Annotated in this window: 17 protein-coding genes; 6 read left to right on the top strand and 11 right to left on the bottom strand. The window is 35.0% G+C overall.

What is annotated here, in order from left to right; translation table 11 throughout:
* Positions 1-165: 165 nt before the first annotated feature.
* Positions 166-861, top strand: coding sequence for a Crp/Fnr family transcriptional regulator (locus L3049_RS00360; RefSeq protein WP_275107780.1), 696 nt, complete (start codon positions 166-168; stop codon positions 859-861).
* Between the two features lie 14 nt (positions 862-875).
* Here L3049_RS00360 and L3049_RS00355 read toward each other — a convergent pair whose 3' ends face one another.
* Both L3049_RS00355 and sfsA read right to left on the bottom strand, forming a co-directional pair.
* Positions 876-1,409: a YkgJ family cysteine cluster protein gene (locus L3049_RS00355; RefSeq protein ID WP_275107779.1), complete on the bottom strand. Its 534-nt coding sequence runs from the start codon at positions 1,407-1,409 to the stop codon at positions 876-878.
* Between the two features lie 79 nt (positions 1,410-1,488).
* A complete protein-coding gene (gene sfsA / locus L3049_RS00350; protein WP_275107778.1) occupies positions 1,489-2,199 on the bottom strand; it encodes a DNA/RNA nuclease SfsA in 711 nt (236 codons plus the stop codon).
* 77 nt (positions 2,200-2,276) lie between these two features.
* Between sfsA and L3049_RS00345 the strand changes: the two genes are divergently transcribed.
* Positions 2,277-3,518, top strand: coding sequence for a hypothetical protein (locus tag L3049_RS00345; protein ID WP_275107777.1), 1,242 nt, complete (start codon positions 2,277-2,279; stop codon positions 3,516-3,518).
* Between the two features lie 40 nt (positions 3,519-3,558).
* On the opposite strand, the gene L3049_RS00340 is transcribed toward L3049_RS00345, so the two are convergent.
* The 3 genes from L3049_RS00340 to L3049_RS00330 form a co-directional block, all read right to left on the bottom strand.
* The gene (locus L3049_RS00340) at positions 3,559-4,848 is read right to left on the bottom strand and encodes a spondin domain-containing protein (RefSeq protein ID WP_275107776.1); all 1,290 of its coding nucleotides are present in this window, start codon (positions 4,846-4,848) and stop codon (positions 3,559-3,561) included.
* 102 nt (positions 4,849-4,950) lie between these two features.
* Complete coding sequence (locus tag L3049_RS00335; RefSeq protein ID WP_275107775.1) at positions 4,951-5,619, bottom strand: Crp/Fnr family transcriptional regulator; 669 nt, start codon at positions 5,617-5,619, stop codon at positions 4,951-4,953.
* A 101-nt stretch (positions 5,620-5,720) separates the two neighbouring features.
* On the bottom strand, positions 5,721-6,212 hold the full coding sequence (locus L3049_RS00330; protein ID WP_275107774.1) for a superoxide dismutase [Ni]: 492 nt from the start codon (positions 6,210-6,212) through the stop codon (positions 5,721-5,723).
* 178 nt (positions 6,213-6,390) lie between these two features.
* Between L3049_RS00330 and L3049_RS00325 the strand changes: the two genes are divergently transcribed.
* From L3049_RS00325 to L3049_RS00315, 3 genes are read left to right on the top strand one after another with little or no spacing between them, the layout of a single operon-like run.
* Positions 6,391-7,368 carry a transporter gene (locus L3049_RS00325; RefSeq protein WP_275107773.1) on the top strand — a complete coding sequence of 326 codons (978 nt, stop codon included), beginning with the start codon at positions 6,391-6,393 and terminating at the stop codon, positions 7,366-7,368.
* 10 nt (positions 7,369-7,378) lie between these two features.
* Positions 7,379-8,518 carry a DUF3179 domain-containing (seleno)protein gene (locus tag L3049_RS00320; RefSeq protein ID WP_275107772.1) on the top strand — a complete coding sequence of 380 codons (1,140 nt, stop codon included), beginning with the start codon at positions 7,379-7,381 and terminating at the stop codon, positions 8,516-8,518.
* Between the two features lie 10 nt (positions 8,519-8,528).
* Positions 8,529-8,936 (top strand): hypothetical protein, encoded by a 408-nt coding sequence (locus L3049_RS00315; RefSeq protein ID WP_275107771.1) that lies wholly within the window; start codon positions 8,529-8,531, stop codon positions 8,934-8,936.
* 2 nt (positions 8,937-8,938) lie between these two features.
* Here L3049_RS00315 and L3049_RS00310 read toward each other — a convergent pair whose 3' ends face one another.
* From L3049_RS00310 to L3049_RS00285, 6 genes are all read right to left on the bottom strand, one after another.
* The gene (locus L3049_RS00310; protein WP_275107770.1) at positions 8,939-9,715 is read right to left on the bottom strand and encodes a LytR/AlgR family response regulator transcription factor; all 777 of its coding nucleotides are present in this window, start codon (positions 9,713-9,715) and stop codon (positions 8,939-8,941) included.
* A gap of 36 nt (positions 9,716-9,751) precedes the next feature.
* Positions 9,752-10,792 carry a histidine kinase gene (locus L3049_RS00305; protein WP_275107769.1) on the bottom strand — a complete coding sequence of 347 codons (1,041 nt, stop codon included), beginning with the start codon at positions 10,790-10,792 and terminating at the stop codon, positions 9,752-9,754.
* Between the two features lie 16 nt (positions 10,793-10,808).
* A complete protein-coding gene (locus tag L3049_RS00300) occupies positions 10,809-11,846 on the bottom strand; it encodes a sensor histidine kinase (protein WP_275107768.1) in 1,038 nt (345 codons plus the stop codon).
* Positions 11,847-12,009: 163 nt separating this feature from the next.
* Complete coding sequence (locus tag L3049_RS00295) at positions 12,010-13,449, bottom strand: hypothetical protein (protein WP_275107767.1); 1,440 nt, start codon at positions 13,447-13,449, stop codon at positions 12,010-12,012.
* Positions 13,450-13,657: 208 nt separating this feature from the next.
* Complete coding sequence (gene fabG / locus L3049_RS00290) at positions 13,658-14,404, bottom strand: 3-oxoacyl-[acyl-carrier-protein] reductase (protein WP_275107766.1); 747 nt, start codon at positions 14,402-14,404, stop codon at positions 13,658-13,660.
* Positions 14,405-14,660: 256 nt separating this feature from the next.
* Positions 14,661-15,407 (bottom strand): SIR2 family NAD-dependent protein deacylase, encoded by a 747-nt coding sequence (locus L3049_RS00285; protein ID WP_275107765.1) that lies wholly within the window; start codon positions 15,405-15,407, stop codon positions 14,661-14,663.
* Between the two features lie 247 nt (positions 15,408-15,654).
* Here L3049_RS00285 and pstS point away from each other — a divergent pair, with 247 nt between their 5' ends.
* The gene (gene pstS / locus L3049_RS00280) at positions 15,655-16,725 is read left to right on the top strand and encodes a phosphate ABC transporter substrate-binding protein PstS (RefSeq protein WP_275107764.1); all 1,071 of its coding nucleotides are present in this window, start codon (positions 15,655-15,657) and stop codon (positions 16,723-16,725) included.
* Positions 16,726-16,748: the final 23 nt, after the last annotated feature.

Here is a 16,748-nt window from a genome sequence, read left to right as displayed (position 1 = left end):
GCCCAATCCATCAACTGGAAATTTGTAATTTGGAAGGAATTATTTGACGCAGACAAGAACAAAATTTGATCTATTACATGTTTCAAAATGATATAAGACATGTTTTCATTCTCTAAATTTGTATATATTTACAGGATTGGATACAAAAACCTTAACGACTAATCTATGGCTATCCCAACAAAAACGACGTGTTGCAAAGAGTGTGTTAGTAAATCAGCTTGTTTCAATGAGTTATCAGAAAACGAACTAATTCAAATTGACACGGGAAGATTTGAAGTAACTTTTAAAAAGGGAGAAATAGTTTGTAAACAAGGAATGCTTGCGTCACATTTGATCTATATTAAGAAAGGATTTGTAAAATTATACATCGAAGGTGGAAATAATAAGAATATCATTCTTACCATTGAGAAAGACGGATACATGATTGGATTGCAGTCCTTATTTGGAAATAATGTTTTCCATTATACAGCTGTTGCCTATGAAGACACAACAGTTTGTCTTTTTGAAATGAATGTAATTAGTGAAATTATCGAGCAAAACTCTGGCTTTGCATCCAAACTGATTGCTAAATTAAATGAAAATACAATTCGAAGTTATAGTCGTCTGTTCTGTCTTACACAAAAGCAATCTAGCGGAAGACTAGCAGATATCCTTCTTTGCCTATCGGATCGCTTATACAAAAGCAATAAGTTTGAAATGGCACTTTCTCGAAAAGATCTAGCTGAAATTACCGTTATGTCTGTTGAAAGTCTTTCTAGAGTAATAAAAGAGTTCAAAGACGATGGCATTATTAAATTAGATGGCCGGAAATTAGAAATCACCGACCGTGAACGCTTGGAGCGAATCTGCGAAAATGGTTAATTAATTAGGAGCAACTATTTTTTCAAATCATGTATTAGCCGATTAATCGAGATCATATCAAAATCTCCGAATTTTTCGGCTTCATAATTCTTCACAAACTCCTGATTGATTAAGAATAATTTGCTGTTATAGGTATCCTGAGGATAGGTGTTTTCACTATGGAAATCTTCAAAATCAGTAAAGTTCAAAGGACAAGTTGATAATTCCCAATCTTCTCCTTCTTGACTCATAAACAAAAGTGGCAAGCCATGTGTTCTACAGATAAAAGGTCGAGATTGATAGATCTGGCACAAGTCCTTAATCAAGAAGTTGCAATCATCTGCTTCCTCATCCAATTCTAGATGTTCCTTTGGTGGATTTTCTTTTAACTCTTCTAAAATGCTAAAATACTCAACTGGCAAAACCGAAAAATGCATACAACATTCAGCACAACCCTTTTTACAGGCCATTTCCTCTTTGTGTAATTTTGAAAGTTTCTCGCTTACTTCGCTTACCTCGTTTCTTAACTGGCGATACTTTGCCAATTCTTCTCTTGCCTGATCGTTCATTTCTTTTGAATTTTGTGCAAATGTAGGCAAATTGAATTGAGAATCCGAACTTCATTGAAAATCCCAAACTGATAACTGCTTACTGATAACTGTTCATTGATAATTCAAAAGGCAATAGTTCGCCCAATTCTATTTTTTCAGGAGAAACAATGGCGCGTATGGGATAAACTTCTACTCCATTTTCGTGTGCTTCCTTTAAAGTCTTAGCATATTCCGGATCGATATCAACAGCAGGTGCAAAAACATCAACATCAGCTCGTTGAATTACATATACCATAACGGCTCTTTTTCCCTCTTCCTTAACTTTCATTAAAGTGTTTAGGTGCTTTCTACCTCGAATTGTAACTGCATCAGGAAAACGAGCATAGTTTTCAACTCTTAAGCTCACATTTTTGACTTCAATGAAACATTCCTCCTCATCATTAGAAGCAAAAACATCAAAACGACTGTCATCAAACTTTACTTCACGCTTTACAAACGAATATCCCGCAAGCTCTTTAATTTGATGATTTTTAACCGCTTCGGCTACCAACAAATTGGGTACTGCCGTATTGATCCCGACCCAAGAACCATTTATCTTGATCATTTCCCAAGTGTACTTTGTTTTTCGTTTGGGATCATCAACGTAAGTTAAATACACCTCTGCTCCTTCTTCTAAACAAGATTTCATACTGCCCGAATTAGAGGTATGTGCAATTACTACCTCACCATTATCCAATTCAATATCAGCTAAAAATCGTTTGTATCGTCTTATTAATTTACCGTGTACTAATTTATTGGGAAAAATCATGATTAATTTTTTGTTGGAAATTCAAAGATAAAGAGATTTCGGCTACTTTTGTCGGAGCAAGATTCGAGAATAAGATTATGACAGAAAAAAAACTACCCAATATATACATTTACAATCCCACTTGTGAAATAGCGATTGCCAATGGTACATTAAGCTTTTTCCCCAACAAGACCTTATCTAAATTTGAAAAAGATTTGGATGTATTGCCCCTATGTTTTACCGATAGCAATGATGTTTTATTGGTAAGGCAAATGCCCGATAATGATTTTTTAAACCAGATTTCTGCTGCAGGTATAAAATTACCAAAGTTTAAAGTACTTGAAGATGCTCTTACGGATGATGAATTTGTAAAGACCGATAAAAACAGCCTACAAGCTTGGGGATGGAGTCCTAGAATACACCACATTTTAAAACCATTCAAAACTTCTTGTAGTTCGGAATATCTGGCTCAGCCAAATGCCTACTGGAAAGATGAGCATCGAGATTTATATGGTAGAGAAACCGCTTTAAAAGTATTAAAAACCTTCTTGAACAATCATCCTGATGACATTTACATAGATCAAAGTCAGATTGCAAGAGTTTGTACCAATATCCAAGAAATTGAAGTTTTAATTGAAGAATGGAAACAGTTGGTTATAAAAGCTCCTTTAAGTTCATCTGGACGTGGCTTGCAAGTACTAAGATATTCGCACTTAAATGATTCTATTACGCAATGGATTAATGGAACCTTAGAGGCACAAGATTACCTAACTGTTGAAGCACTGCTAGACAAGAAGTACGACTTTTCCTTGCAGTACCATTGCGATGGAAAAGGCAAGTTAAGCTATATGGGACCTGGTTTTTTCCTGACTAGTTCGAATGGACAATACGAGGGTAATATTCTTGGTGGAATGCCTGAGTATTTTAAGGCTTACTTGTCAGATGCTCAAATGGACGAACTGTCAAATGGTATTAAAAGTGCAATGGAAGAATCGGACTTGGCAACGAACTATTGCGGATATTTAGGAATTGATTGCCTCTTATTTGAGGATAAAAGTGGTAAAATGAGAATTCAACCATGTGTAGAAATCAACTTACGATACAACATGGGAACATTAGCGCTTATTTTGGATGAATATTTGGCTCCCAATACAAGTGGCGCATTTAAAATGATTTTTAAGCCAAAATCTACATTTGATGAATTTCATAAAGAAATGGAAAAGAAACATCCTTTTAAGATGAAGGATGGTAAATGGTTGAAAGGTTATCTTCCATTGGTAAGTCCATATCAGAATAAAAACTTTGGCGCGTACATTTTGCTTGAAAATACGGAAGAATAAAAAAGGGATTCTCACAATTGTGAGAATCCCAAGCTTCAATTTAGTTAGCACTAATTGTCACCCTAATTAATTCGTTTACTGCAGGGTAAGTAAAGCCATCGTTTACTTCCATTACTTTTTCTGCCTCTGTATCACCAGTATTAGGACCAGCTTGTCTTGGTGCTTGGTTGTTACCTGCTCCCGGATATTCATTTACTTCCGTTCCAGCATCCCATAATTTCAATTGAGAAGTAACATCACCAGTTACCGCTACACCATTGTTGAAAAGAGCAATCCCCATATCATCAAAAGCAACAAATAAATCGTTTGATTGAATTAACATGCTAGCCAGATTAAGGTAATCTCCTTCAGCAGCTACAAAAGTAAATTCATATGCATCGCCGGGGAAAATTGGTGCTCCACCGCTTTGTCCTACAGGTTCTGAAAAAATTCCATGTCCAAGTACCGTAGGCAAACTAGCCACATAAGTATCTAAATCGCCAGGGCCACCGTCTTCAGCTAATTTTTCAAGACCATTACCAGCTTGAATCATTCCATCTTGGAATAGTGGGTAACCAGCTCCACTCAAGACAAATACTCCAGGTGCAAATGGTGAAACATAGCCACTGTTATCAGCAAGGAACATTCCTGTATCAGCATTAGCACCATCTTCCGCTAATCCTTCTAAACCATTAGCTGCAGCCTGATCTTTTGTGAAAATTGGCATTCCTGAATTGTGAACTGCCCATACTCCTGGTGCAATAGGAGATTGAAGTGCATACATATCGGAAACATTGTTTATTGTTACGGTAAATTCGCTACCACCATCGTGTGCTAATTCTACCTGAATCACTTCCGAATTTGCCGGGTATGTATAACCATCCATTACATCAGCAACTAATTTTACGGTTCCATTCTCTGCTGCACCCGTATTCGCACCCGCTTGTCTTGGTGCCTGATCTGTACCAACACCCGGTTCTTGATTCACTTCTGTACCTGCATCCCAAAGCATAATTTCAGAAGTAACATCTCCCGTTACCGGATCTCCGTTAGCATCATATAAAGCTAATCCTGTATCCTCAAAACCGTAAAATAAATCGTTTGATTGTACAAACATTGTAGCTAAGGAAAGGTAAGCACCTTTACCTGCATTAAAACTAAAGCTCAATGTTCCACCGGGTCCAACAGCATCTGTGGTTCCAGAATTAAAGAAACTCTTACCGGCCTGAATATTTTCTACACGAACTGTAAATTCACCCGTTGGAATTGGGTCAAAATCTTTATCATCATCTAAATCACATGCTGTGAAGAATAATGTACTTGCTGCAACTAGGCTAACTATCTTTTTCATATCGCTACATTTTATTGATTAATTACTTATACAATCAAAAGTACTTTTGTAAATAATCATAAAATGTAAGCCAGATCACATTTGCGAAAAAAGTTAAAAAATTTACAATTTTTCTTTCGCTAACACTCTAATTTCCTTTCTAGAGTAATCGATAATTCCTTCTTCTTTTAATTCGTTAAACAAGCGAGTAACGGTTTCTCTTTTGGTACCAATTAAATCTGCAAAATCTTTTTGGGTGAAAAAATGTGGAACGATTATTTCAGAACCAATAACATTTCCGCTCTCTTCGCTCATTTCCTTAATAAACTCGCATAAACGTGTTCTTACATCCTTAAAAAGCAAGCCCTCTAGCCTTCTTTCCATTTTCCTGATTCTAAGGCCTATTAACTTGTAAATAGAAAAGCCAAACTTCTCATTATTACGCATTAACTGATACATATCTGGCAACTTCATAGGACACAAAACCGTTGGTTCCATACAAGCCATCGCATAATCGCTGCGTTTGTCTTCACCTAACAAGGCCTTTTCTCCAAAGATCTCTCCCTTACCTAAAATTGCTTTCACAACCTCTTCTCCATCTCCGTTATAGGTTACAATTTTCACCTTACCCTTACTAACCATAAAGATCGATTGAGAAGCGTCCTCTGGGAAATAAATAAAATCACCTTTCTTAAAACCCTCAAAATGATCCTTTCCGTATTCTTTTAGCTTATGAGGACAAAGAACCTGATAAAGGTTTACATCCTCGAAACACCAAATTGATTCACTCATTCCTTCTTTAATTTTGATAATGCATTAAATCCAAATTGACATCTAAGTTTAAAATAAAAATCCCAATCTTAACAAGAAAGGGATTTTTATTTAATTATCTATTAATGATGATGGTGATGTCCTTTCTTTCCAAAATACAAATGTGAAAAATTATGAACTGTATCATTCAATTTTTTAATGTATTGCAAGTCTGTTGTTTGTTTTGTTTTCATAGCATAAACACAAATCTCATGCAAAACAGCTAGTAATTTTGTGTTCTTCTTCACCACTTCTGGATCATCTGAAACTTTTACTCTCTGAAACATGAAATACTGCGTTGCAATTTCCTGAATCTTCTTAGCATGATCTTCCTTATTTGTAACCCAACGCACCAATTGATTATAATCTACCTGATCTGCAGCCGATAATTCTGTAATTTTCTTCATGCTCTTTTCGATTGTCGTTATGTGTTCCGACAGCAATACAACTCGTACCGAATCAGCATAAATACCACACGGTATTTCACAATGAGCGTAAGTTTTATTTGTAGTTCCAATCAAAAGCATAAATAACATTAGTATGCCTACTCCTATTTTCGATTGTAATTTTTTCATGGTAATCTTTTCATTTTAGTGAATAATAACTTTCTTATTTAAAATTAATCTAAATATTCATAATTAAAAACTTTCAACTACAATTTATCTAGCATAAAAAATAGCTACTGTCCATATGCCGACATTTTTTCTTCACGCCAATCTGTATTTTGCAAGTAATCATTAATACAGCTGTTGCATGAAAACAAAAAGAGAAAATATTCTATTGCTAATCTTATTAATTTTAGGCTGTCCTAATGTTCTTTATTCACAGGCATGCTGTACTGGTGGAGCTCCTTTATCTAGTAATTTGGGAATTGCACATTATAAGGCCAATCAATTAGTTGTCGATCTATCTTACGATTATAATAAAATTGATAATTTATATGCGGGCAGCACTAAACTGAATGACAATGAGCGTGAAAGAATTACACAAAGCACCATATTACGTCTCAGTTATGCACTTAGCGATCGTTTTTCATTAACAGCTATCCTTCCCTATGTTTGGCAAAAACAAACTGTTCGATCGGTAGTTGGTTCTAACAATCAATCAGCAAATGGAATTGGTGATTTTGTTCTATTAGGTCAATACTCGCTTATTCAAAGCCACAATAATCAATTAATCATAGCGGCTGGCCCTAAACTACCAACAGGCAGTACGTCTAAACGCGGAAATGAATTTGATATTTTATTGCCACCTGATCTGCAACCCGGAACAGGATCTTGGGATGGAATTGGTGCTGTATCCTATGTCAGATCGGGTTTTTCAAGACCAAGTCTTAGCCTTATTTCATTAGTTAGTTATCGTTATAGCTTCGAAGTTGGCAGGTACGATGGTCAACAAAAGTATCGTTTTGGCAACGAACTAGCAATAAACATTGGTGCAAGTGACAGCTTTAACTTAGGAAAACATGTTATCAAACCAAGTTTGCAGTATCGCTATCGACATACTCAAAAGGATGAAAACAATGGAAGTCAGTTCCCAAACACAGGTGGTTCCTGGATGTATTTGGTACCAGCCATAAACATTCAACTATCACCTTCTTTACAAGTTCATTCAAATCTTGAAATTCCAATTCATGCTGATGTTATTGGCACTCAACTCATCACATCATTCAAAGGAAACATTGGTTTGAATTATACGATCAATTTTATAAAGACAAAATATTTAAAATAAATCCAAGAATATGAAAACAATACATAACAATCTGATCTTACTACTATTCCTTTTCGCCATTTCTTGCACTAGCATAAGCGAGGATGAAATTATAACGGACACTCCTCCTCCAACAGATACAATTCAAACTTCACCTCCCGTTCAATCAAAAGATGTTATCAACCTAATAAATGACACTTTTGCAGGCTCAAAATACATTGTGGTAGGAAGTAAATCATTAAAATTCATGCTTGCATTTAACACGTCTTTAAATGGTAATAATCTTACTTTTGAAGCATTACAAAACAGATTACCTATTGTAATGCAAGACAATCTTGGTAATCAATATGATATTTTTGGTAGAGTATCGAATGGACCCAATGTGGGCGAAAAATTAACTCCAATGAATGCTTTTATGGGCTATTGGTTTTCTTGGGGAACTTTTTACCCTGGCTTAGAAATTTATGGAGATGCCAAAACTAGACCTAATTTGGGCAAAACTGTTGCTGGAAGCGATGACTGGTTAATTCCAAAGGATAAAGTTTTCAGAGGAGCTTCTCGAGATGGAATACCAGCAATAGACGACCCAAAATTTGTTACATCCAAAGGCGAAAAAAGACCGGAAGATGAATTAATGGTAGGTGTTCGCATTAACAACACCAGTAAGGCATATCCTCATGGAATATTAAATTGGCACGAAATCGTAAATGATAAAATTGATGATGTTTATTTTTCAGTCGTTTATTGTCCCTTAACTGGAACGGCGACAGTTTGGGATCGAAATATCAATGGACAAATAACAACTTTTGGGGTTTCCGGATTCCTCTATAACAGCAATGTGGTTCCTTACGATAGAAACACCAATTCCAATTGGAGTCAAATGCTACAAAAAAGTGTTCAAGGGACATTATCTGGCAATAATGCTGATAATCTTTTAGTACTGGAAACAAGTCTATCCACCTGGAAATTAGTTGCAGGTAATTTCTCTCTATTGTCGACAAAAACAGGCTATAGTAGGGATTATGGTAGAAATCCATACGGCAATTACCCAACAAACAAGACTATTAACTTCCCGATCAATTTTGAAGATAATAGATTAAACCCTAAAGAAAGAGTACTTGGTGTTATCATCAAAGGAAACGCCAAAGCATATCGTTTTTCATCTTTTTAAATAGAATTCGATGTACAAAAGAAAAAGAAATTGGGTTCGCCTACTAACTGGAGGAGCTTTGGCAAGCGGTCTATTAACAATCATTCTTTATGGATTGGTGAATTTGCAAATGCTCTCGGAAGAGCTCGCTATTCCATGGACAATTATTAGAGATGATGTATTAATGGTGGATTGGACATGTTTGTATATAGTATTGTTTGCCACGGCCCTCCTTTTTGGACTCGGAATAACGAATATAAATGGACTTAAGGGAACCATCGGAGGATTAGCTATAAGCGCTTTACTTATTTTAACCTGTGCATTACTCGACGAAAATGCATATGGTGTTGGATACTATATCTTAAGCCATTTACTGTGGGGATTTAGTTTTGGCTATCTATTTCATCAGAGAAACAAATTAATAATTAGGCAATTGTAAGATTAACCAGCACCATTAAACCAATCTTTAAAACTACTCACTTTCTCTCTACTTACAATTAATTCGCGTTCAAATATTTGTGATAAAACAACTTTTAATCTAGAATTTGAATGCAAAAGCACATCACTAATCGCATTGATATTCACAATAAAAGAACGACTTATTCGGTAGAACTGTTCTGGATTTAATAAATCTTGTAATTCTTCCATTTTATAATCGATAATATACTGATTTCCTTCCTTCAGTAGAATAAAAACATCTCTACCATCAGCATAAAAAATAGAAATATCCTCGGCTTTGAAAGATCTCAATTTCTCACCTATTTTAACCATGAAGCGAGATTTGTAATTTTTCTGAATCGTAGCCAAAGCATTTGTCAAATCTTCAAAATCTCTCATCTTCACAGATTCTGACAAAGATTCCTTTAGATTTTCCAACTTTTTAAGACTGGAATACAAATGATCGAAAGTAACTGGCTTAAGCAAATAATCGATGCTGTTCAGCTTAAAAGCATTTAAGGCATATTCGTTATAAGCCGTGGTAAATATGATTGGAGTTTGTACTTGCACTCGATTAAAGATCTCAAAGCTTAAACCATCTACTAAATGAATGTCAAGAAATATTAAGTCGACCTGATTGCTAGGATTTCCCAGCCAAATAGAAGAATCAGTTACAGAATCAAATCGATCCACAACCTTAATCTTCGGATCATATTTAAACAACAAACGCTCTAGTTTATCAGCTGCTAATGCTTCATCTTCTATAATTACTACATTCATATCTTAGGGGAATAGGTTATTGTTTTGTTGTATTTATTAGTCTTCCAAACATACGATTGGAATCTTAATCAGGCTAAAACCCTCATTTTTTGTCCATTCAACTTTCAAATTAGAATAAAAACCAATCGCCTTTTGCAAGGTTTCCATATACAATTTTAATTTCGGCACTGGTGTTAATCTTTCAGATGAAAGGTACTGAAATACAAGATAATTATCTTCTTCTTTTATTTCTACATTTAGTGCGATATTGCTGTCAACCATTTGATGATATTCAATCATTTGTAAGGTCTGCAATAGCGTATTGGGAACCACATTAACCTCTTGTTGCGAAGATTCAACATTCCAATTTACTTTGAAATTCTGATCGTATTTAAAGTTTCTTATCTCCAGATATTGATTGATCTTGTGAACTTCTTCCTCCAATGAAATAATCTCCGAATAACGATTCCCTAATATTCGTCTGTAGAACAAAGCCAAATGATCGATAAATTTCTCTGCATGATCCACCTCTTTTTTACGGATCAAACTAATCACACTTTCCAATGATTGAAATAAGAAATCAGGATTGATTTTATTCTTGAATACCTCTAATTCAAACTCAATGTTCTTTCTGTTAATCTCCTCTTTCTTCAACAAAAGAGTCTTTTGACGATCCAAAAAACGAATACTTAAATAAAACAGATGGTATAAAATCCCTACCAATGTAAAAACAATCAGAAATGAGATTAATTCTGCTCGAAACTCACTCATTCCCACTAAATAGATAAAATAAACGGAGAACAAGCCAATGACAACAAGCATGGTAATTGCAAAGCCGCCAGCAAATAAAATCATAGATTTCAAATAAGGGCGATCATTAAAATAAGCAATCCTTTCTGCCTTTTTAATCCAAAAACGATATGCTTCGAATAAAGCGAAAGTCACAACTGCAAGAAATAGCAATTCTTCGGGACTGAAATTGTTACTGATTTCAGATAAACGATCAAAAATCAATAGAATCAATAAATATACAAACACAGCAACCACGGGTGGAGCAAATATTCTGTACAAAATGTGATTTAAATAGTTGGTCTTCATAATTGATTCTCTATAACTATTGTAATTCTGAAATTAAGGGTAAACTAACCTTAAATTGTTCATTTTTATCCAATAAAATGCTCTCATCCGTAAAGTAAGAATAGCGCTTTTTAATGTTCTCAATACCTATTTGAAAAGACTCTGGCTGCACTCGTAAAGGATTGATATTGTTTCTCACACACAAATAATTTTTCTCAAAATCGATCTCTACTGCCAAAGGCGAAGTAGGTGATATCAAATTGTGTTTAATGGCATTTTCCACCAACATCTGAACGCTTAAAGGAGGCACATAACTCTTTAAAATTGAATCTGGCAAATTGATTTTCAGCTCATAAGATTCCTGAAAACGCACTTCAAGTAAATAATTATAAGCTTGTACAAAATCCAACTCCTTTTTCAATGGAATTAAGGCCTGATCGTTCTGTCTAAAAATAAAGCGATAACTTTCGGCAAACATTCGAATAAAACGTTCCGCTTTCTCGGTATCCTTATATAGTAAAGAGGAAATGGTGTTTAAGGAATTGAATAAAAAATGTGGATCCAATTGCGACTTAAGAGCTTCAAATTGTAAATTCAGCTGATTGTTCATCACTTCGGCAGAGCGAACTTCCTCCTCCTTCATTTGATTGTAAGAATAAACTACAAAATCGAGAAGAGAATAAATAAAGACCAAAATAAACAATATCAAGATTGATTTAAAGAACTCATCTTTATACATCAACCAAAACTGAGAATAAGTTAACTCGCTACGAAGCGAAATCAGAAACATTTCTGAGTAAATTGCTAACAATACCAATGCTACAGCATATAACAAAACACATTGCACAAAGAACCTTAGTGCATGCTTATGACGCCAATTAAAGAACCTATTTAAGTATTGTCCGACTCCTAATGCTGCAAAACCTGCCCACAAACCAAATACAGCACTAGGCAAATAGCCCGTAAACTTGTACTCTGCTCCTGGTAATTCACTAAGGTGGCCATAAAATGCCAATACATAGCAAAGTACTCCAAGAATAGGACTAATGATTAAAAATCGCAGGTATTTATTCATTGGTGTGTTGTGGATTTTGATTCAGCTAATTTTAATTTGTATTAAAGATAAGGCAAACAGTATTGAATTGCACTTTGAAAAGTCTCAATTTCGTTCTAATCGTTTATTCACTTGACAAACGCAATTCTCTAACTGTTTATTATAAGCTTACAATACCTTTCAATTATCGATCTTTGCGATGGGTATAAATAACTTTCATCACTTTCCCATATTCGTATTCAGAACTAATGTCTTGAGTTGCGTTCACCAAAGCTTCATAAATCTTGTCATTATCCAAATCCATTTTTTGGCTTGCCTCCATTAAAAATTTTGCCAATTCATAGTTAGAAGAAATATTTCGAGCTTTTTCAATCAAGCTTAACTGCTGATCAATAGACAATTCTCGTCGATATAGCAATTCATGATAAAAACGACTCAGCTCATAGTTCGATGAGATATTCTCTGATGCTTCCAGTAAAAAATCGAAACGTTCAGTTCCTAATTTTTCATATTCAATTAAGTCTTTTAAAATTCCAGTGTACGAATAATCCGACGAAATTTCTTCAACCAACTCATTAAATAAATCAAGATTTGCTTTGTTCAACATACCACTTTCAATTATAGAATTAACGATTTGTGTTATTTCATAATCCGAAGAAATTGAATGTGATAACCTTATTATATCGTTAATATTCTTAGTTGAAAGTCCATGTCCTCGCAATAAAGACTTAATAATTTGTGATTTCTCATAATCCGAAGACAAATCCTCAACCTGCTCCAGAAGTTCAGTCAATTGCTCACTTGTTAATCGGTCATCATTTAAAGCCAATTTCATCAAGTTCGATTTTTCGTAATCCGATGAAATTTCGTCAAATGCACCAATAAACAAGCTAAACTTCCCATTATCTAAATCATTCAGCTTGTAAACTGATTTTAGAACCTGAGAAAGTTCATAATCTGACGACAATTCCTCTAAGCTGTTGAAAAACTCCGTAGAAAGCTCCATATCAACTAAAAAGGCTGAATTGTATTTTTTATAGATTTGAGACAATTCGTAATCCGAATTGATACGATAAGGAAACTCTCTCAATAAGGATTGCAGTTCAGGTTTCTTAAGCTCATTGTTCTTCAGCAAGTAACTAACCATTTTCGATCTGTAATAATCACTATCGGTCTCCTCAAGCTCAGATAAGAATCCTGTAACACCCTTTTTCTGATAAATCTTATTCACCCGATTTTCTAAATCGAGTCCTGAATTTCGAATTACATCAGGTAATATCTCTTTCATCCATTCTCTACCCTTTGGCTCAAAGTTAATTTCTTTACTACCTTCGAAATAACGATATACCACACGACCTTCATCAGAAGAAATGTATAGCTTTCGTTTCATACCGAAACTAACCATGCTAATTTTCAAATAAGCATCTTCCGATAAAGAAATAACATCTGTATAATTATCGTTAAAAGTCAAATCGCCATTGGTAGATATTTTCAGTTTTTCGAAATTCCAGTTAGAGTTTCTGGTGATGGATACTTCCTTATCTGGCTCTGCCGCCAAACTAGAAAAAGTCGCATTTAGCAATACGGCAAAAATCAGTGTAATAAATAGTAGTAGTTTTTTCATATCCTTAGTGTTTGTTCTGTTCTTCATTATATAGTTTCCTACGATACAATATTCTGAAATATCAATTGGAATAAAAAATGAAATGAACCGAACTGTAGAATCAGTGTAGTGAATTGTACATATTCCACACGAACCGTTTTTTTTCAAACTTTTAGATACACAAAAAGCCACCCCGAAGGATGGCTTTTAAATATGATATCGTAATTTCTTAAACGTTCATACCACCACAAACGTGAAGAGTCTGACCTGTAACGTAAGAAGAAAGATCACAACCTAAATAAACGCAAGTTTTTGCAATTTCTTCAGGTGTACCACCTCTTTTCAAAGGAATTTTACCAGCCCATTCTTTCACCACATCCTCAGGAAGTTGACCTGTCATTTCTGTAATGATAAATCCTGGAGCAATTGCGTTAGAACGGATACCACGAGAACCAAGCTCTTTAGCTACAGATTTAGTGAAACCAATAATACCAGCCTTAGAAGCTGAGTAGTTAGACTGACCAGCGTTACCACTAACACCAACTACAGAACTCATATTGATAATAGATCCGCTACGTTGCTTCAACATGGTACGTTGAACAGCTTTAGTGAAGTTGAATACAGATTTAAGGTTGACGTTAATAACCATATCCCACTGATCTTCAGTCATTCTCATTAGCAATGTATCTTTAGTGATACCTGCATTGTTAACCAAAATATCAATAGCTCCAAACTCCTTAACTATTTCTGCTACAACTTTATCGGTGTCAGCAAAATTACTTGCATCTGAAGCATATCCTTTAGCCTTAACACCATATGAAGCGATTTCTTTTTCAGTTTCCTGAGCTGCTTCATTATAAAATAAGTCAGTGAATGCTACATTAGCACCTTGCTTTGCGAACTCAATTGCTACTGCTTTACCTATACCGCGAGAAGCTCCGGTAATAATCGCTGTTTTTCCTTCTAATAATTTCATGAAATTCTATTTTTATTTTAATATATTCAATGTAATAACTGCAAAAAGCAGTCTTCAATTACAAGCTTTGGGATGATCGTTCAGTTAACTAAATAAACTTGTTTAATCAGCCCTGTGCCTTAAATCGATAACAAATATAAAATATTATTCTCTATTATGCTTTTTTTATTAGGCTTTTGAAGCGTGCAATTGCTTTTCTCATGGAGTAAATCAGATTTATAATAAATGCCACAACTCACTAAATCAAAACAATAAGTTATTTTTTTAACGAGATCAAGTCTTGTAATTGTACCAATATTTCACTGGCTTTTCCTTGAAGAAAAATTTCCGTAATCTTGTCCGTATAGTTCGAAGGCTCGGTATTTATTTCGATAATTGTTGCTCCAGCTCTTTGGGCTTCTGTGGGAATCATAGCGGCTGGCATTACTTCGCCTGTCGTTCCAATTATCAAAACCACATCACACATTCTTGCTGCCAATAGCGATTTTCGGTAAGCATCTTCTGGTATGCCTTCTCCAAAAAATACGAAGTCTGGTTTTAGTACTTCCCCATCATTTTTGCACCGAGGAGGTAATTTATTCAAATCAAGTTCGCCAGGCAGATACATTTGATCGCATATTGGGCAAATCATTCTTTGAGAGTTCCCATGAAACTCAAACACTTGTTTCGAACCTGCTTCCTGATGCAAATTATCGATGTTCTGAGTTACGATAGCTTTTAACAAACCTTCCTTCTCTAAGTTGGCTAATACCTTGTGCGCTTTATTGTATTTTGCTTTTCCAAAAAAATCGTAGAATATCGATTTAATAGCCGTCCAGGATTCCTTTGGATATTCATGAAAATAATCCAAATCCAAACATTTGGGATCGTACTTACTCCACAATCCATCTGGTCCACGAAAAGGAGGAATTCCACTCTCCACAGAAATCCCCGCCCCTGTAAAAGCAATCATCGAATTGGAATTTTTAATCAATTCCGCAGCTCTTTTTAAATCATTCTCCATGCTTATTTAGATTAAATTATCTTATTAAATCAACAAAAACAAACCAAATCAACGTCTCAATCATCTCATTTTGAGCTAAATAAAAGATGTAACGTTTATTTAACATTACTGTAACATTCTTGTAATACTAGCTCTCTAATATTGTAATATCAAAAGATGCAGAGCGAATTGCTCTTGATCTCTCAATTAGAAATAAAAATAATTTAATAAAACCAAGAACGAAAGTTCTGAACTAAAAATTAAAAAAATGAAAAAATTTCAACTGCTTCTTACAGCCATTATTGCGCTTACCCTTATGGCAAGTTGCGGAGGCTCTGGTAAAGACAAATCGAATAGCGAGAAAAAAGCAAAAGCTTTAACAGGTGCGGGTGCAACTTTCCCACAACCTTTTTACAATACAATTTTTAAAACTTACACCAAGTCGAAAGGTCTTTTAGTAACCTACGGTGGAATTGGTTCAGGTGGTGGTATTCGCAGTTTAAAAGATAAAATTGTGGATTTTGGTGCAACAGATGCATTCCTATCAGATAAAAAATTGGCTGATATGCCAGGTAATGTTCTACATATTCCTTCATGTTTAGGTGCTGTAGTAGCAGCTTATAATCTTCCTGGAAAACCAGAGTTAAAATTCACACCTGAATTGATGGAAGGTATTTTCATGGGAAAAATCACGAAATGGAACGATGCGAAGATTGCAAAAATCAATCCCGATGCCAAACTTCCTGATTTAGCTATCACAGTTGTTTACCGTTCGGATGGAAGTGGAACAACTTTTATCTTTAGTGACTATATGAGTAAGGTTAGCTCAGAATGGAAAGAAAAAATCGGAGCTGGTAAAGCTTTACAATGGCCTGTTGGTATTGCAGCTAAAGGAAATCCTGGTGTTGCAGGAACAATAAGTTCAACCAAAGGTGCTATTGGATATATTGGATCTGAGTATGCATTTGCACAGGGTATTCCAATCGCTAGCATTCAAAATCAAGCAGGTAACTTTATTAAGCCATCGGTACAATCGGTAAGTGCTGCTGCAGCTGGTGATATTCCAAACGATACACGTGTAACATTAACAAATACAACTGCTGTAGATGGATATCCAATATCAAGTTTCACTTGGTTAATCGTATACAAAGAGCAAAACTATAACAACAGAAGTCAGGATCAGGCAGCACAAACCATCAAATTGATCGATTGGGCTGTAAGTGCCGATGCTCAGAAAGAAACAACTAAGGTTCATTACGCACCACTTCCTGAAGCTGCTGTTGCCAAAGCCAAAGCTGTTTTAAGCAAAGTAACTTATAATGGAAAAGCATTAAAATAAGAAAGCTATTATTTATCTGATTG

Origin of the sequence: Labilibaculum sp. DW002 (assembly GCF_029029525.1) — a bacterium.
GTDB classification, from domain to species: domain Bacteria; phylum Bacteroidota; class Bacteroidia; order Bacteroidales; family Marinifilaceae; genus Paralabilibaculum; species Paralabilibaculum antarcticum.
The sequence above is the reverse complement of the archived record's forward strand: the minus strand, read 5'-3'. Positions and strand labels throughout refer to the sequence as shown.

Excerpts from the sequence above, each read along its gene's own strand:
- L3049_RS00360 (WP_275107780.1), top strand. The coding sequence starts at position 166 with ATGGCTATCCCAACAAAAACGACGTGTTGCAAAGAGTGTGTTAGTAAA.
- L3049_RS00355 (WP_275107779.1), bottom strand. The coding sequence starts at position 1,409 with ATGAACGATCAGGCAAGAGAAGAATTGGCAAAGTATCGCCAGTTAAGA.
- sfsA (WP_275107778.1), bottom strand. The coding sequence starts at position 2,199 with ATGATTTTTCCCAATAAATTAGTACACGGTAAATTAATAAGACGATAC.
- L3049_RS00345 (WP_275107777.1), top strand. The coding sequence starts at position 2,277 with ATGACAGAAAAAAAACTACCCAATATATACATTTACAATCCCACTTGT.
- L3049_RS00340 (WP_275107776.1), bottom strand. The coding sequence starts at position 4,848 with ATGAAAAAGATAGTTAGCCTAGTTGCAGCAAGTACATTATTCTTCACA.
- L3049_RS00335 (WP_275107775.1), bottom strand. The coding sequence starts at position 5,619 with ATGAGTGAATCAATTTGGTGTTTCGAGGATGTAAACCTTTATCAGGTT.
- L3049_RS00330 (WP_275107774.1), bottom strand. The coding sequence starts at position 6,212 with ATGAAAAAATTACAATCGAAAATAGGAGTAGGCATACTAATGTTATTT.
- L3049_RS00325 (WP_275107773.1), top strand. The coding sequence starts at position 6,391 with ATGAAAACAAAAAGAGAAAATATTCTATTGCTAATCTTATTAATTTTA.
- L3049_RS00320 (WP_275107772.1), top strand. The coding sequence starts at position 7,379 with ATGAAAACAATACATAACAATCTGATCTTACTACTATTCCTTTTCGCC.
- L3049_RS00315 (WP_275107771.1), top strand. The coding sequence starts at position 8,529 with ATGTACAAAAGAAAAAGAAATTGGGTTCGCCTACTAACTGGAGGAGCT.
- L3049_RS00310 (WP_275107770.1), bottom strand. The coding sequence starts at position 9,715 with ATGAATGTAGTAATTATAGAAGATGAAGCATTAGCAGCTGATAAACTA.
- L3049_RS00305 (WP_275107769.1), bottom strand. The coding sequence starts at position 10,792 with ATGAAGACCAACTATTTAAATCACATTTTGTACAGAATATTTGCTCCA.
- L3049_RS00300 (WP_275107768.1), bottom strand. The coding sequence starts at position 11,846 with ATGAATAAATACCTGCGATTTTTAATCATTAGTCCTATTCTTGGAGTA.
- L3049_RS00295 (WP_275107767.1), bottom strand. The coding sequence starts at position 13,449 with ATGAAAAAACTACTACTATTTATTACACTGATTTTTGCCGTATTGCTA.
- fabG (WP_275107766.1), bottom strand. The coding sequence starts at position 14,404 with ATGAAATTATTAGAAGGAAAAACAGCGATTATTACCGGAGCTTCTCGC.
- L3049_RS00285 (WP_275107765.1), bottom strand. The coding sequence starts at position 15,407 with ATGGAGAATGATTTAAAAAGAGCTGCGGAATTGATTAAAAATTCCAAT.
- pstS (WP_275107764.1), top strand. The coding sequence starts at position 15,655 with ATGAAAAAATTTCAACTGCTTCTTACAGCCATTATTGCGCTTACCCTT.